General features: G+C 70.2%; 13 protein-coding genes. 8 read left to right on the top strand and 5 right to left on the bottom strand.

Features of this window, described 5'->3' with window-relative positions; genetic code table 11:
- Positions 1-2: 2 nt before the first annotated feature.
- Positions 3-2867 (bottom strand): SWIM zinc finger family protein, encoded by a 2865-nt coding sequence (locus OG804_RS17355; protein WP_328387770.1) that lies wholly within the window; start codon positions 2865-2867, stop codon positions 3-5.
- A gap of 509 nt (positions 2868-3376) precedes the next feature.
- On the opposite strand from OG804_RS17355, the gene OG804_RS17350 reads away from it, so the two are divergent.
- From OG804_RS17350 to OG804_RS17335, 4 genes are all read left to right on the top strand, one after another.
- Positions 3377-5935, top strand: coding sequence for an AAA family ATPase (locus tag OG804_RS17350; RefSeq protein ID WP_328387769.1), 2559 nt, complete (start codon positions 3377-3379; stop codon positions 5933-5935).
- The gene (locus tag OG804_RS17345; protein ID WP_328387768.1) at positions 5920-6399 is read left to right on the top strand and encodes a hypothetical protein; all 480 of its coding nucleotides are present in this window, start codon (positions 5920-5922) and stop codon (positions 6397-6399) included. Before OG804_RS17350 ends, OG804_RS17345 begins: the two co-directional genes overlap by 16 nt.
- A 53-nt stretch (positions 6400-6452) precedes the next feature.
- Entirely contained in the window at positions 6453-6839 is a 387-nt protein-coding gene (locus OG804_RS17340; protein ID WP_328387767.1) for a YchJ family protein, read from the top strand.
- 65 nt (positions 6840-6904) lie between these two features.
- Positions 6905-7210 (top strand): SelT/SelW/SelH family protein, encoded by a 306-nt coding sequence (locus OG804_RS17335; RefSeq protein WP_328387766.1) that lies wholly within the window; start codon positions 6905-6907, stop codon positions 7208-7210.
- Positions 7211-7289: 79 nt separating this feature from the next.
- Here OG804_RS17335 and OG804_RS17330 read toward each other — a convergent pair whose 3' ends face one another.
- The gene (locus tag OG804_RS17330) at positions 7290-7508 is read right to left on the bottom strand and encodes an FmdB family zinc ribbon protein (RefSeq protein ID WP_328387764.1); all 219 of its coding nucleotides are present in this window, start codon (positions 7506-7508) and stop codon (positions 7290-7292) included.
- Positions 7509-7624: 116 nt separating this feature from the next.
- Between OG804_RS17330 and OG804_RS17325 the strand changes: the two genes are divergently transcribed.
- Positions 7625-9196 (top strand): carboxylesterase/lipase family protein, encoded by a 1572-nt coding sequence (locus OG804_RS17325; RefSeq protein ID WP_328387762.1) that lies wholly within the window; start codon positions 7625-7627, stop codon positions 9194-9196.
- 3 nt (positions 9197-9199) lie between these two features.
- Here the strand turns inward: OG804_RS17325 and OG804_RS17320 are convergent, their stop codons facing one another.
- From OG804_RS17320 to rfbD, 3 genes are read right to left on the bottom strand one after another with little or no spacing between them, the layout of a single operon-like run.
- Positions 9200-10279: an NDP-sugar synthase gene (locus OG804_RS17320; RefSeq protein WP_328387760.1), complete on the bottom strand. Its 1080-nt coding sequence runs from the start codon at positions 10277-10279 to the stop codon at positions 9200-9202.
- 53 nt (positions 10280-10332) lie between these two features.
- Entirely contained in the window at positions 10333-11244 is a 912-nt protein-coding gene (locus OG804_RS17315; protein WP_328387758.1) for a glycosyltransferase family 2 protein, read from the bottom strand.
- An 11-nt stretch (positions 11245-11255) separates the two neighbouring features.
- Entirely contained in the window at positions 11256-12125 is an 870-nt protein-coding gene (gene rfbD / locus OG804_RS17310; RefSeq protein WP_328387756.1) for a dTDP-4-dehydrorhamnose reductase, read from the bottom strand.
- Positions 12126-12272: 147 nt separating this feature from the next.
- Here rfbD and OG804_RS17305 point away from each other — a divergent pair, with 147 nt between their 5' ends.
- The 3 genes from OG804_RS17305 to OG804_RS17295 all read left to right on the top strand — a co-directional run bounded on the left by OG804_RS17305 (position 12273) and on the right by OG804_RS17295 (position 16003).
- Positions 12273-13751, top strand: a complete 1479-nt coding sequence (locus OG804_RS17305) for an LCP family protein (RefSeq protein ID WP_328387754.1) — start codon at positions 12273-12275, stop codon at positions 13749-13751.
- Between the two features lie 16 nt (positions 13752-13767).
- Complete coding sequence (locus OG804_RS17300) at positions 13768-14487, top strand: TIGR03089 family protein (protein WP_328387753.1); 720 nt, start codon at positions 13768-13770, stop codon at positions 14485-14487.
- A 211-nt stretch (positions 14488-14698) separates the two neighbouring features.
- A complete protein-coding gene (locus OG804_RS17295; protein WP_328387751.1) occupies positions 14699-16003 on the top strand; it encodes a cytochrome P450 in 1305 nt (434 codons plus the stop codon).
- Positions 16004-16017: the final 14 nt, after the last annotated feature.

Genomic DNA, 16017 nt, shown 5'->3' with positions numbered 1-16017 from the left:
GGTCACTTCAGCTCCTCGAGCATCGCGGATCGTTGGTGGAGGTCGTGGGAGAGCCGCCCGATGGCCTCGGCCCAATCGTCGGCTTCGCAGCGGCCGGCCAGCGCGGTGACCTCGCCCGCGCATTCGGGTGGCAGATGCAGGGCGGCGGTGCGCAGCAGCGATCTGTGCGCACTCGCATAGGTGCCCGGTGCGCCCCGGCGGCGCGCGGCGGTCCGGGCTTGTTCCTCGAACAGGCGCAGCAGATGCCGGGCGAGCTCCGGCGGCCACGGGTGGGCGACCGCGGGCAGCAGCGATTCGAGTTCGGACAACCAGGACGTGCCCAACCCGAGCAGATGGTGGAGCTGATCTCCGGCCAGTATCAGTGCGAACAGCTCCCGGCGGCGCAGGATCGCCAGGTTCGACGGCATGCCGGCGGTGAACAGGGCGTGGCCCCAATCGGTATCACCCTGCGCCAGCGCCGCGTCCATCCAGCCGTCGAACAGCGGCTGCCGGAATCGATCCTCGATTCGTGCCGTGACCGCCCGCTGCGGCGGACCGAGCGAATCGGTCCAATAGCTCGTGGGCAGTGCGGCGATCAGTTTCCGGAGCCTGGTCGCCGTGCGATCCGGCTGCCCGTTCCAGCGATATCCGAACTCCGTCGTACTGTCGGTGAATCCGTCTCGAACAGTCGCCGCATCGAGCGTTTCCGGGATCTCGACGATCAGTTCCGGCCCCTGCCCGGGCCCGTCGTCGGCGGATTTCAGCCAGACCGCGGCCCGCCCGGCCATGCGTCCGGCGAACGCCGATCCGAGCAGCCGGGCCAGCAGTCGCGCCGAGGTGCGGCGTACATCGCCGCGGCGATCGTCGAGCCCGCGTTCGAGCAGTTGCTCGTCGCCGGGACCCAGTCCCGCGGACAGCACCCCCAGCAGCGCGGCTTTGGGTGCACCCGACTCCCGGGGCCACGCCTCGTCCAAGGCTTCGCGCGCGGCCGCGGGGTCGCGGTGGCGCAGGGCGGTGAGCCATTCGAGTCGTTCCGGCGGCAGGCCCAGGCGCCAGGTCTCGTCCCCGGGTTCGGATTGCGCGGTGTCCCGCCGGACCAGGTCGTGCCAGCGCGGGATCAGGTCGGCCAGCCAGCGTCCGCGCGTGCCGGCCGAGCGCAGCGCCGCCTCACGCAGTTCACTGTCGGCCGCGGCGAATTCGAGCAGGTGTCCGACCAGCCGATCCGGTGCCCGGTAGTCGTAGGGCCGGGCGGCGGCGAACCATTCCGGCAGGAATTCGGGTCCGGATTCGATCAGCAGAGCCAAGCGGTCGGCAGCGGGCCGGGGCAGCACCGGACGCGGATCCGCGGCGGCCGCCCCACCGGGCACCTCGACGTGGTCCGGCAGACATCCGCCACGTGTCCAGGCCATCTCCATGGCGGTGGTTTCGAGCAGCCGTTCGGCGGGATCCCGGTCGGGAAGGGCGGCGACGGCCGCCGCGACCTGGTGGGCGAGTCCCGGTGGCGTGCCCGCGCCCCGGGCGGTGCCGAGCAGCGCGATCGACGCCGCCTCCGGTGTCGCGGTGACGGCCGAGGCGGTTTCGTCGGCAGCGGGCCCGACGTCGTGGAACTCGCCGGCCGAGAGAACGGCGACCACCTCGAGCCGACGCCCCGTCCAGACTCCGAACACCGTGACCGGGTGGCCTCCGGAAAGGGCGAGCAGCCGCCACGGTTGCGCGAGCGGCGCCAGCGCCAACGCGGTGCCGTCCGATTCGGCGAGCACCCAGTCCTCGCCCCGCGGTGTCGGCACCACGTCACGCAGCAGCACGGGCCAGGACTCCAGCCATGGATCGGCGGCCGTCGCCGTGGCGAACTCCGTCAGCGTCGCCGCGATGGTGCCGGATCCGGCCGTTGCGGGCAGTTCCGCGACAGCCGGGGCCGCGTCGCCGCGCGCGGGATCGAGCAGGGCGCGCAGCGGGGCGGCCACCGGGTAGAAGTGCAGGCCGAACTCCGCCGCCAGCCCGAGGGGCGGTACATGCGCGGGAAAGGCCGGGGAGCCGAACGAATGGTCCAGGATCAGCGCCCACCGGCCGGTGCGCAGACCGTACAGCCAGGTTCGCCGGGTGTGCAGCCGATCCTCTTCCACCGTGCGCATTCCGACTGTCAGCCACCGGTCGCCCACCGTGGGTTCGGCGTGTACCGAATCCGCAGTGGTCGGGTACCCGATGTGGCTGCGGACCGCCGCCGCGAGCGGGGTGGGGAGCGCCTCCAGCTTCGCGTGCGCGGCGATCAGCAGGTGCAGCCAGGCGAACCGGCCGAGTACCACTTCCGGCCAGTTCGCCCGGACGACCACCGCGGCGGGCAGGCGGCGCAACGCGTCGGCCACACCCGGAGCCTGGGCGTCCACCATGCGTTTCGCCACTGCTTCGAAGGCGGCGTACGACCGATCTGTCTGGGCCAGTCCGGTGCGGATCTGGTCGGTCAGCCAGGTGTCGAGTTCCTCCAGGCCCGCCGCGATACGGCTCTGCCGCTGCTCGGTCGTCGCCGCCTTCTCGGTCCGCGGCGGCCTCGGCGGCGCCGCCGCCTTCTCGACACGCTTGCCGATCCACTCGGCGGCGAAATCCGCCGCCTCGGCGCTCTCGTCCACGATGCCCGCGGACCAGATCATCAGCAGCGACAGGGCGTGCTTGCAGGGGAATTTGCGGCTCGGGCAGGAGCAGCGGAAGGCGGGTCCGGTCAGATCGACGATCGTCTGGTACGGATTGCTCCCGCTGCCCTTGCACAAACCCCACAGTGCGGTCTCGCACCATCCGGCGCCGGACCATTTTCCGGCGAGTTTACGTGCGGCGGCCAGCGAACTCGCATCCGGCGCGAGTGCGGCCACCTGGGTCTCGGTCCACCGTTGCGTCATCGGGCGGACCCCTTCCGGTCGATCATCGTGCCCCCGTTTCTCGGTCGAAAGATTTCTAGCGCACGGCACCGACAGAATCACTTCGCCGCGAAGTCATCGATGGAAGAGCTTGTCGCCGAGCCGGATTCGGAACCATCCACCCACCGTAAATGTTGCGTGATCCCAGGGAGTCTGGCATTCTGTCCTGTTCGGCCAGACCGAGCCGCCCCTGGAGGGTGACACACCAACGAGCTGCCCGACGGGGTTGGCGAGGGGTGGCCATCGGCAGCCGGTCGGCCCGGCCGATGACCAGATCCCATCCCCGCGGGCAGGTTCGAGCCGGTGGCCACGGGCACGCCCGGTAGTCGCGCGGTGCTGTCCTGGACCCGACCGTCCGGGACGGAGCCCGGTCCTGAACCGGCACTGTCCCGATGGGCCGCTATCGGGTAGCGTTCCGCACAGCTTTCGACCGTACGACCACACATGGGGGCTGAGTTTCGCGTGTGGCCTCGAGGGGGTGGAGAAGTCTCGTGAAACCTGGGCGCGTGGAATCCGGGGAAACGTTGACCCGGCCCGGTGAGCTGATCGCACGGTGGGTCGACGCCGATCCGGAGATCCCCGCGGATGTCGCCGCGGTCGTCCGCGCGGCGCTGGATCCGGCCGCCGCGCCCGCTGAATCGGGTGACGGCAGCGCGGAGTTCGGCCTCAGCGGGATCTTCTTGAGTGCCATCCGGGTCCGCGGGTTCCGCGGTATCGGGCCGGAGACCACCTTGGAACTGCCCGCCGGTCCGGGGCTGACGCTGGTGACCGGTCGCAACGGCAGCGGCAAATCGAGTTTCGCCGAAGCCGCAGAGCTCGCGCTGACCGGCGGGAATCGCCGCTGGGACGGCCGTTCGGCCGCCTGGCGCGAGGGTTGGCGGAATCTGCACCGGTCCGGCCCGGTCCGGATCGAGCTGGAATTGCGCACCGACGGCACGGAACCCGCGCTGACCCTCGCCCGCGAATGGACGGCCGGGGACCCGCTGCCCGGTGGCGTCTGGACCCAGCGGCGCGGGGCCGGGCCGGAGCATATGTTCTCCGGCCTCGACTGGGCGGCGCCCCTGGATCTGTACCGGCCGTTCCTGTCCTACAGCGAACTCGGCGCACTGGTCGACGGGAAGCCCAGTGAGCTGTTCGACGCCCTGCACCAACTCCTCGGGCTGGACGAACTCATCACCGCGCACGAGCGGATCCGTCTCCGCCGCTTGGATATGGAGCGCGCGGCCCGGGCCGCGCGCCGGGAACGGCAGACGCTGCTGGCCGAACTCGCCGGAGTATGCGACCCTCGCGCGGCGCGGGCGGGTGCGCTCCTGCGTGAGCCGGCGCCCGACCTCGCCGCGCTCGACGGCCTGTTGGCCGATACCGCCGCCGGACCGGAACCGGCGGCCCTGCGCGCCCTGCTGGCGCTGGAGCTGCCGACCGCCGAACGTATCGTCGCGCTGGCCGACCGCATCTCGGCCGCGGACGCGGCGGTCACCGCCTCGATTTCCCCCGAGTCGGCCGCTGACCTCCGGGTGCTGGAACTGCTGCGCACCGCGTACGCGCATGTCGACGCCCACACGCGATCCGCCGATGATCCGAGCGAATCGATTGCGGGCGGCGAATACCGCCCGCCCCCTCTCGCGCCGTCCCGCGACCCCGCTACCACCCGGCCCGGCGCAGCGGCCGAAGCCGAGGAACGAGCCGTCGACTGCCGCTGCCCGGTATGCGGTCGGGGCACATTGGACGGGCAATGGCGCAGCGATACCGCGACCGCCATAGCCGGACTGACGGAGCGGACCGCGGATCTCGTCCGCGCCCGGGACCGACTCGCCCGGGTGCTGTCCGAATTGCGCGCGCTGACCGGTGAATTACCCGCCGCACCGGCTCCCGCCGCGGAACCGTCGGGTCTCGACACCACCGCGCTGCGGGAAACCTGGGTGCAGTGGGCGCGGTTGCCCGACACCGCGGAGCTGCGCGGTCTGCCCGACCGATTGCGCACCGTCCACGACCGTTTGTCCGCGGAGCTGGGTTACGCGCAACAGTGCGCCGGTAAGGAACTGGATCGCCTCGAACAAGCCTGGGCGCCGTTCGCTCCCCGGCTGCGTTCCTGGCTCGACCTCACCCGCACCGTCGCCGCACACACGTCGGAACTGCACACCGCACGCTCGGCCGAGGAATGGCTGAAGGCGGCGACAGCCCGGGTACGTGACGAACGGATGGCCCCGCTGGCCGGCACCGCCCGGTGGGTGTGGCAGAGCCTGCGGCAGCAGAGCAGCGTCGAACTCGGCGCAATCCACCTGCAGGGCAATGCGAACACCGCCCGCCGGGTGCAACTCGAGGTCACCGTCGACGAGGTGGACGGCGCCGCGCTGGGGGTGATGAGCCAGGGCGAACTGCACGCGCTGGGGCTGGCGCTGTTCCTGCCGCGCGCGACGGTAGCGGCCAGTCCCTTCCGTTTCGTGGTGATCGACGATCCGGTGCAGGCCATGGACCCGGCCAAGGTCGACGGGCTGGCCCGGGTACTGGCCGCCGTCGCCTGGGAGCGGCAGGTGGTGGTCTTCACCCACGACGATCGGCTCGCCGAAGCCGTGCGCAGAATGCAGATCGACGCCCGGATCGTCGAGGTGCAGCGGCGGGAACGCTCGGTCGTGGAGGTCCGGTTGTCCAGCGATCCCGTGCACCGCTACCTCGACGACGCCCGCGCCCTGTTGCGCACTCCGCAGTTGCCGCGCACCATCGCCGACGAGCTCGTCGCGACCTGCTGTCGCTCGGCGGTCGAGGCCGCGAGCCTGGCCCGGGCCAAGCGGGTGCTGCTGGCCGAGGGGATGGATCATCGTGAGGTGCAGCGCCGGATCGATACCGCGCAATCCACCCGGGCCATGGTCACACTCGCGGTGCTGGGGCCCGGACGCCGGATCGAGGACCTGAACAAGCAGCTGGCCAAAGAGGGCCGGTGGGCGGTCGATGTGGTCCGCGACGCCACCGCGGGCGCCCATGTCCCGATCGCCCGCGATCTCGCCGACCTGATCGCGGACACCGAACGATTCGTCGAGTGGCTGGCGCGGTGAGTGCGCGCCGGTCCGGTGCGGCGGGTCCCCGGGGCGTCGGCGGTTCGCGCAGATCGAACGACCGTCCCGGGCCGGGCCGGGAGGGGGCGGCCGCGCCCCGGCCCAGTGTCGGCGACCGGCTGGCGGTGGTGGATCGTCTCCTCGACGGGTCGGTCACCGCTGCCGGGGGCGTGTGGTCCCGTGCCACCGCATGGATTCTGCGGATCGCGCTCGAACAGTCGGTGGACGAACTGTGGTCGCGAACCGAACCCGATCTCGCGCGCTGTCCGATGCGGGCTCAGCTGCTGGCCCTGCGCGTGGTGACCGATCCGCCCACCGCGGCCCGGATCGCCACCTTGTGGACCACGTTGTCGCATGCCACCCACCACCACGACTACGAACTCGCGCCCGGAGTCGGTGAACTGCGGCGCTGGCGTGACGATACGGCCCGGATAGCCGCCGAACTGGCCGTCGCCCACAGCTGACCACGGTCGCGACCGGCAGCCGGGCGCTGTGTGGCGTTGGGCAGAATCGGGGCGTGGACGATACGAAGCCGTGCCCCTGCCGCCGCGGCGATACCTTCGGCGAATGCTGCGGACCGGTGCTGGCCGGGCGCCCGGCGCCGAGTGCCGAGGCGCTCATGCGTTCGCGGTACACCGCGTTCGCGCTCGGCGACGCCGATTACCTGCTGCGGTCCTGGCATCCCGCCACGCGGCCTGCCGCGCTCGACCTCGATCCCGGTCGTCGCTGGCTGTTCCTGGAGATCCGGCACACCACCGGCGGCGGGCCTTTCGACGAGTCCGGCACGGTCGAATTCACCGCGCACTATCGTGATCCGGCCGGTCGCGGACAGTTGCACGAGGTCAGCCGATTCACCCGTACCGAGGGCCGCTGGAGCTACCTCGACGGTGACATCGAGCATTAGCGCCCGCCCGGTCGCCGCGAGCCGCCGCCGGGCCCGGGCGCGGTCCTCCCGGTAGTGTGCCCGTCATGCCGCGTATCGCCATCGAATACTGCACGCAGTGCCGCTGGCTGCTGCGCGCGAGCTGGATGGCCCAGGAGTTGCTCACCACGTTCACCACCGATATCGGTGAGGTGGCGTTGATCCCCGGTGCGGGCGGTGTCTTCCGCATCACCGTCGACGACGCCCAGGTGTGGGAGCGCAAAGCCGACGGCGGATTCCCGGATATCGCGGTGCTGAAACAACGGGTCCGCGATCGGATCGCCCCGGCGCGCGATCTCGGTCACATCGACCGTGCGCGCGAGGACGGCCCCGGGTCCGCCGACGCGGGATGAGACGGTGCGTCGAGTCCGGGGCGCCGGGATCACTTCCCGATCCGCGGCTCGTCCCCGGACACCCCGCGGGGACGCGGAATCAGGCGCAGCAGCCGCCGCCGCAGCAGCCGCCCGCCGCCGGTGCGGGCGCCGATACCGCCGGCGCGGCCGCGCGGCCGGGGGTCGCGAACGTGGTCAGCAGTTTCACCGTGTCGTCGTGGCCGTCCGGGCAGACCGCGGGATCCGATGCCTGCGCCATCGGACGGTTGACCTCGAAGGTGTCGCCACAGCTGCGGCAGCGGAACTCATAACTCGGCATGTCCGGATTCTAGGGCGTGCCGGCACACCATATTCGGCGAGCAACGCGACATTTCTGAAACCGAAGTGTAACCACTTCGGTCGTACCCTCGAATGCACAGGTAGAGGAGGTCTGTGATGAATGTCCAGTGCTTCGAGGTGACGCCTGCGGTGGGCGATGAGCGCGCTCCGGTGGCGCGGACCGAGTTCGGCGCGGTCCGCGGTACCCGGGAGGGCGCTGTATCGATCTGGCGCGGTGTCCCGTATGCCGCCGCGCCCGCCGGTCCGCGCAGGTTTCGGCCGCCGCGCTGGCCGGAACGCTGGGAAGGGGTCCGGGACTGCGTCCTATCCGGCCAGGTCGCACCCCAGGACATGGACAACACCGTCCCCATCGACCGAGCGTTGGCCATGGGGGAGGACTGCCTGTGGCTCAACATCTGGGCTCCGGCAACTGCCGCGGAGGAGCCGCGCCCGGTCATGGTGTGGCTGCACGGCGGCGCCTACTGTCTGGGTTCGGCCGCGCAGGCGGTATACGACGGCCGCCACCTGGCGGAGTCCGGTGACGTCGTGGTGGTCACGGTGAACTACCGGGTGGGCGCTTTCGGCTTCCTGGACCTGTCGTCGCTGTCCGGCGAGTTCGTGCCCAATCTGGGGCTCCTCGATCAGCTCGCCGCGCTGGAGTGGGTGCGTGACAATATCGACAGCTTCGGCGGCGACCCCGGCAACGTCACCCTCTTCGGTGAGTCCTCCGGCGCCGGCTGCGTGACCGCGCTCCTCACCGCGCCCCGGGCCGCGGGCCTGTTCCAGCGCGCGATCGCCCAGAGCCCGCCCGCGACCACGGTGTACGGCCGCGAACGCGCGGCGGGCGTGGCCGAACGTTTCCGTGAACTGGTGGACCTGCCCCGCGCCCGGATCGGTGAGCTTCTCGAAATGCCGATCCAGCGGATCGTGCGGGCCGCCGCGGTGCTGATCGACGAGGTGCCGCTGCAGGCTCCGGGCACGCTCGCCGCCGCGCCGGTGGTGGACGAGGACCTGCTGCCCGGCTATCCCACGGACCGTTTCCGGGACGGCCGTTCGCACCGGGTGCCCCTCATCATCGGCACCAACAAAGACGAGGCATCGCTGTTCCGGCTGTTCCGCTCACCGATAATGCCGGTGACCCCGGAAGCGGTGAACACCATGCTCCAACAGGTGCAGGCCGGGCATCCGGGCCTGACCGCGGAACGGCTCGCCGAGATCACCTCGGTGTATCCCGACCTCGCCAAACCGCGCGGCGCGCTGGCCATGTCCACCGACGCCGCCTTCCGGATGCCCGCGCTGTGGGTGGCCGACGGTCACGCACAGCATTCGCGGACCTGGATGTACCGCTTCGACCATGCGACGCCCATGCTGCGCGCCGCCCGGGTCGGCGCCGGGCACGCCACCGAACTGCCGTATGTGTTCGGTAACTTCGGCACCTTCGACCACGACCCCACTTTCTGGCTCGGCGGCCGGAAACAGGCGGCCGAGGTATCGGGCCGGATGATGCGCCGCTGGCTGGCGTTCGCGGCGCACGGCGTGCCCGCGGCGCTGGACGGGTCCAAACATTGGCCGCCCTACCATCCGGAATCCCGCGAAACATTGCTGATCGACGCGATCGACCGGGTGGTTCCGGATCCGGAAGGGGATCTGCTCACCGCGTGGGGAGAGCGGGCGGTCGGCTTCGCCTGAGGGCTATACGTCGGTCGAGAAGCGGATGCCCCCGTCGGGGATCTGCACTCCCGGCCAGACCCGGGCGCCACGCAGCAGTTCACAGCGGGCGCCGACACTGGCTCCGTCGCCGATCACTCCGTCGCGGACCAGGGCACGCGGGCCGATACGGGCCCCGAAGCCGATGATGGAGCGTTCGACCGTCGCGCCGGCCTCCACTTTGGCGCCGTCGAACAGGATCGCGCCGTCCAGCCGGGCCCCGGCGCCGACTTCGGCGCCGCGGCCGACCACTGTGCCGCCGATGAGCAGGGCCCCCGGCGCGATGCCGGCGCCTTCGTGGACCAGGGATTCTCCCCGCTGGCCGGGCAGCGCGGGAGAGGGGGCGATACCGCGGACCAGATCGGCGGATCCGCGGACGAAGTCCTCCGGGGTGCCCATATCGCGCCAGTAGGAGGTATCGACGTGTCCCTGGACACGCGCGCCCTCGGTGAGCAGAGCCGGGAACACTTCGCGTTCCACGGAGACGGGGCGCCCGGCCGGGATCTTCTCGATGTATTCGCGACGGAACACGTAGCAACCGGCGTTGATCTGGTCGGTCGGCGGATCCTGGGTCTTCTCCAGGAACGCCGTGACGCGGCCGTCGGCGTCGGTCGGGACACAACCGAAGGCGCGGGGGTCGCTGACCCGCACGAGGTGCAGGGTGACGTCGGCTTCGGTGGTTTCGTGGGTCGCCAGGATGGCGCGCAGATCGGTGCCGCCCAGGACGTCGCCGTTGAACACCATGACGTTGTCCGCGGTGAGCCGGGGCAGCACATTGCGGATGCCGCCGCCGGTCCCCAGCGGCTCGGTCTCGGTGACGTACTCGATGTCCAGCCCGAATTCGGAGCCGTCGCCGAAGTGCTCCTCGAAGACCTCGGCCTTGTAGGACGTGCCGAGCACCACATGGGTGAGGCCGGCGGCGGCGATCCGGGTCAGCAGATGGGTCAGGAACGGGAGCCCGGCCGTCGGAAGCATCGGTTTGGGCGCCGACAGGGTCAGCGGCCGCAGCCGGGTGCCCTTTCCGCCGACCAGAATCACCGCGTCCGCGCCTGCTTGTGATGCCATGGAGCTCCCTTGTTCCGATCCGACCATCGACCCGGCACGGTCCGGGAGGGTAGCTATCCGGCCTGTTCCCGGTCCCGTGCACGCAGAGCGGATCGAACCGCAATCCGGCAGCGCACCGCAAGTCCGGCCTTCAGCGCCACCCGCAGCGGGGCCTGCCACCAGTGCGGATGCCGATCGGCTTGGAATCGGTAGGCGCTGGCGTGGTGGGCGGGCAACATCTTCTCGGGGTGGCGCCCGGCCGCGTGTCCTTTGGCGTGGGTGACCTCGGCGTCGGGCACGAAGACGTTGTGCCAGCCTGCCCTGCCCATCCGGTCGCCGAAGTCGACGTCCTCCATGTACATGAAGTAGCGGGAATCGAAACCGTCGATCGAGTCGAACGCTTCGCGGCGCACCAGCAGGCACGAGCCGGACAGCCAGCCGACGGTGCGTTCGGAGATCTCCTCGTTCTCCTGGCGGTAGCGCCGGGTCCACGGGTTGGTCTTCCACACCGCGCCGAGTATCGCGTGACCGGCGCCGTCGAGCAGGCCGGGGACCGATCGGGCGGAGGGGTAGACGCTACCGTCGGGCTCGAGGACCATGGGTCCGATCGCGCCGGCGCGGGGCCAGCGGCCGGCCGCTTCCAGCATGATGTCGATCGAGTCGTTGCCCCAGCGGATATCGGGGTTGGCGATCAGTACGTATTCGAGGTCGGGATCGAGTTCGGCGACGGCCCGGTTGATCGCGCCGCCGTATCCGATGTTCCCGCCGGTCGGTAGGAACCGCACATGTGCGTTGGCGTCGGCCACCAGTTCGGGAACGCCGTCGGTGGAACCGTTGTCGGCCAGGATCACCTGCGGCTTCTCCGCAGTGGCGGTCGTCAGGGTACTGATGAAATGCTCGAGATGTTCGCCCGGCGAATAGGTGACCGTGACCACGGCCAGGCGTGGGCGGTCAGGCTGATGGTCCGGGTTATCGGAAGCGCTCACAGCGCACCACCCTAATGGGCCGCCCGGGTCAATGCCTCGGTCAGCGCGGATTTCCATGGGCGCAAGGGCGTCAGTCCGGCGTCGTGCCAGGCTGTACCGGACAGTACCGAGTAGGCGGGCCGGGCGGCCGGCCGAGGGAATTCGGCGGTGGTGCAGGGGTGCACCCGTGCGGGGTCGGCGCCGATTCCGGCGAATACCGCGCGCGCCAGATCGAACCAGCTGGCCCGGCCCGAGTTCGTCGCGTGCAGTACGGCGGGGGCCTCCGGATGCGCGGCCAGGTCGAGCAGCGCGGCGGCGAGGTCGGCAGCGTAGGTGGGGGACCCGATCTGGTCGTCCACCACCGATACGGTGTCGCGTTCGGATTCCAGCCGCCGCATGGTGGCCACGAAATCACCGTCGGTCCCCGTGTAGACCCAGGCGGTCCGGACGATCTGCGCGTGCGGGCAGAGTTCGCGCACCGCACGCTCACCGGCGAGTTTCGAACGCCCGTAGACGGTGCTGGGCCCGGTGGCGTCGGCGGGCTCGTAGGGGGCCGCGCCGGTGCCCGGGAAAACGTAATCGGTCGACAGGTGGATCAGGCGGGCGCCGACGCGCGCGCAGGCCGCGGCCAGCACCGCCGGACCGGTCTCGTTGCCCGCGAACGCGGCCTCGGGCTCCGATTCGGCCCGATCGACGGCGGTGTAGGCGGCACAATTGAGGACGATATCGCCGGGACGCACCACCGATTCCACGGCGGCGCGATCGGTGATGTCGAGCGCGGACCGGGTGAAGGCACGCATATCGGGTATCAGCCGGAGTAGCTCACCACCCACCTGACCGCCCGCCCCGGTGACGAGGAGGCGGTCGGCGATTTCGTTTCCGGGCGGTACAGCGGCGTTCACCGGCCCAGTCTGGCACGCCGTCGGTCGCCGAATCGGAGTCACCCGGGCTGCTGTTGGTTAGCCTGCGTGGTGCGGAAGGTGTTTCGACGGCATACGCGAAGTGGGTCGGGGTCCTCGACCGATCCGTACGGGGAGAGGAAGTTCAAGGTGGCGCAGCGTGGGGAGCCGACGTTGTGGAGTCCGGTGCGGGTCCTGGTCGCATCGGTTGCTCTGATTGTGCTGGTGGCGACCGGGTTCGCTTGGCGTGGTGTGGATTCGCTGGTGTCGAATATCGAGCGGATCAGCGATCTGGGCCTGGGTGGGCATCGCGACGGTGCGGTGGATATCCTGCTCGTGGGCGTGGACTCGCGTACCGACGCGAAAGGCGATCCGCTCAGCGACGCCGAACGGGCCATGCTGCACGCGGGCGACGAGATCGGAACCAACACCGACACCATCGTGCTGGTCCGGGTTCCGAACGACGGCCGGTCGGCCACGGCCATCTCGATTCCTCGCGACGCCTACGTCGATATCCCGGGCCTGGGCAAAGGCAAGATCAACTCCGCGTACGGGATCACGAAGCAGACCGTGCAGGACGATCTGCTCGCCGAAGGCTCCTCGGCCGAGGAAGCCGAGGCCCAGTCCACCCAGCGTGGACGGCAGGCGCTGATCGAATCCGTGGCCGGACTCACCGGGATCACCGTCGACCACTACGCCGAGGTCAGCCTGCTCGGGTTCGTTCTGCTCACCGACGCGGTCGGCGGGGTGGACGTCTGCCTGCGGCATGCGGTGGACGAGCCGCTGTCCGGTGCGTATTTCCCGGGCGGCCGGCAGAAACTGGACGGACCGCAGGCCTTGAGCTTCGTCCGGCAGCGGCACAATCTCGAGCGCGGGGATCTGGACCGCATCGTGCGCCAGCAGGTGTTCATGGCGCAACTGGTGCACCAGGTGGTCAGTGCCGACACGTTGAGCAATCCGAGCCGGTTGCGCGAACTCAGCGACGCGGTCGGGCGCACGGTCGTACTCGACGAGGGCTGGGATCTGCTGGCCTTCCTCGACCAACTCCAGGACCTCGCCGCCGGCGAGGTCACCTTCGAAACCATTCCGGTCGCCGATCTCAACGGCACCACCTCCAACGGTGAATCGGTGGTCCGGGTCGATCCCGCCGAAGTGCAGGACTATGTCGCGGCGCTGGTCGGGGAGGAGCCCGCGAGCCAGGCCGCCGGGACGACGACGGCCTCCGCTCCCGATATCGATCCGGGGACGGTCGAAGTGGCCGTGTACAACTCCAGCACGGTCTCCGGCCTGGCGAGCTCGGTCGCCCAGGAACTCCTCGCTCTCGGTTACCGCACGGGAGACGTGGGTAACTATTCGGGTGGGTCGGTGTCACAGAGCCAGGTGCTCGCCTCCTCGGCAACGGATCCGGGCGCCCGGGCCGTCGCGACCGTGCTCGGCGGGCTCCCCGTCGAACCGGATCCATCGCTGGCGGCGGGGACGGTGAACGTGGTCCTGGCGAGCGACTACGCTGGCCCCGGATCCGGTAGCGAGGATGTGTTCGATTTCGGCAATACGTCGACGTCGGCCACCCCGGTGCCGCCCGCGCCGCCGATCGCGGCGGCCGAAGACGGACCCACCTGTGTGAATTGAGCGCCGAAAGCAGACGATGCGTGACATAGACCAGGCAACGACACTCCCCGAAGCGGTGCTCGAGCCGATTCTGGAACGCGAACCGGCAGGTCCCCGCGTTACGTGGTACGACGACGCGACCGGGGCCCGGATCGAGCTGTCCGGGCTCACCCTGGCCAACTGGGCCGCCAAGACCGCCAATCTGATCCGTGACGAATTCGGGCTCACTCCGGGCGCGCGGGTGGCGGTGCTGCTTCCCGCGCACTGGCAGACCGCCGCGGTTCTGCTCGGCTGCTGGTGGGCCGGAACGGAAGTGGTGCTGCGGTCCGACCCGGACGCCGAACTGGCGTTCGCCGCGGCCGACCGGCTGGCCGAGACCGAGGACACCCCCGAGGTCGCGGCGTTGTCGCTGGACCCGATGGGCGGGCCGGTCCGCGATCTGCCGATCGGCGTCACCGACTACGCGACGGCTGTCCGGGTGCACGGTGATCAGTTCCTGCCCGGCGGCGCCGGTGCGGCCCTCGACGGCATGCCGGTTTCGGAGGTGCTCGCCGAGGCCCGTAAATCGGCTGCCCTGCAGGGGTTCTCCGAAGGCGACCGGGTGCTCTCCAGCGCCACCTGGGACACTCCCGCCGAGTTGATCGACGGATATCTCGCCGTGCTCGCGGCGGGCGCGTCATTGGTGCAGGTGGCCAATCCCGATCCGGCGCAACGGGAGCGGCGGGTGGACAGCGAACGGGTCACCCGCATCCGCTGACCCGACGGGACACGCGTTTCTCCTACCACGGTAGGTCCCGGCATCCGACTCCGGCAGGTTCCCGGACCGGCCCGCGTTCCGTAGCGTTGGTGGCGGGTGGCTGTCCGGTGCCGGCGGCTGTCGGACACGGCCGGACCGACCGGCCGCCGAGCGCTCCGCTGTGGCGCGAGCGCGCGTAGGGAAGCCGTCGGCATGACAGGAGTTGGGTGGGATGAAGCCGGAATATGTGTTCCGCTGGGTCGACAAGCACGGCGTGATCAGGCTCGGGAAGAAGGCGCAGCTACGGCGGGGCGACCTGTTCGCCCGCCTGAACGGCGGTCCGGAGGGAATCGAGAACCCGTACCCGCTCATCGAGGAGCTTCGCGGGGACGGCGGGTTGCGCAGAATTCGGCCGCTCTGGATCACCATGGACCACGCGCTGTGCCGGGAGATATTGCGCGACAACCGGTTCGGCGTCGGAATGCCGACCGTGTTACGCATGCCGGAGTTCGTGCGCCGAGCCCTGGACCGACGGCCGATCCCGGCCAACCCGGTCGACCCGCCGTCGATGTTGATGCTCGACCAACCCGAACACACCAGGATGCGCAAACCGGTGGCGGCGGCCTTCACCCCGCGGGCTATCGCCCGGCTGCGCGATCGGGTCACCACCGTCACCGATGAACTGCTCGCGGCGCTGCCCGACGACGGTCCGGCGGATCTGGTCGGCGAATTCGCGGCGCAGGTGCCGATCGCCATCATCTCCGAAATGCTCGGATTCCCCGATCGCGACAGGGAGATGTTCCTGCGCTGGGGCGACGCGATCAGTCCGCTGCTGGATATCGGCATCTCCTGGAGCACCCACGAACGCGCCATGCGTTCTTCGGAAGCGGTACAGGACTATCTGCTCGCCCATATCGACCGGCTGCGCATCGAACCCGGCGAGGACGTGCTGAGCAGTCTGGTCACCAAAGGGGAACTGTCCACCCATGAGCTGTGCGCGTCGGCGACGCTGCTGATGGGCGCGGGATTCGAGACCACGGTCAACCTCATCGGCAAGGGCATCGTGCTCCTGCTCGAACATCCGGATCAACTGGCCCGCCTGCGGGCCGAACCGGACCTGTGGCCCGGTGCGGTCGAAGAGATCCTGCGCTTCGATCCGCCGGTGCAGACCACCGCGCGCATCGCACAGACCGACGTGGACATCGACGGCCGGCAGTTGCGAAGAGGCGCGTCGGTGGTGTTGTCGCTGGCAGGCGCCAATCGCGATCCGAAAATGTTCCCGGACCCCGCCCGCTTCGACATCACCCGCGACAACGCCAAGGAACACCTCGGGTTCAGCAGCGGAATACACGCCTGCCTCGGCGCCAGTCTGGCCAGGATGGAAGCGGCCTACGCGCTGCGCGCACTGTTCGAACAGTTCCCCGGCCTCCGCCTCAGCGGTCCGCCCCGGCGTCGTCAGCTGTACACCCTGCACGGCTATGAGAGCCTGCCCGTCCGAACCGGCTCCCGGGCCCTTTCCCGGCAACCCATCGCGTGATCCGGGCGGCCGGT

The organism is Nocardia sp. NBC_00416, from assembly GCF_036032445.1.
In the GTDB taxonomy this organism is placed as follows: Bacteria; Actinomycetota; Actinomycetes; order Mycobacteriales; family Mycobacteriaceae; genus Nocardia.
This window is presented reverse-complemented; position numbering and strand designations above follow the sequence as displayed.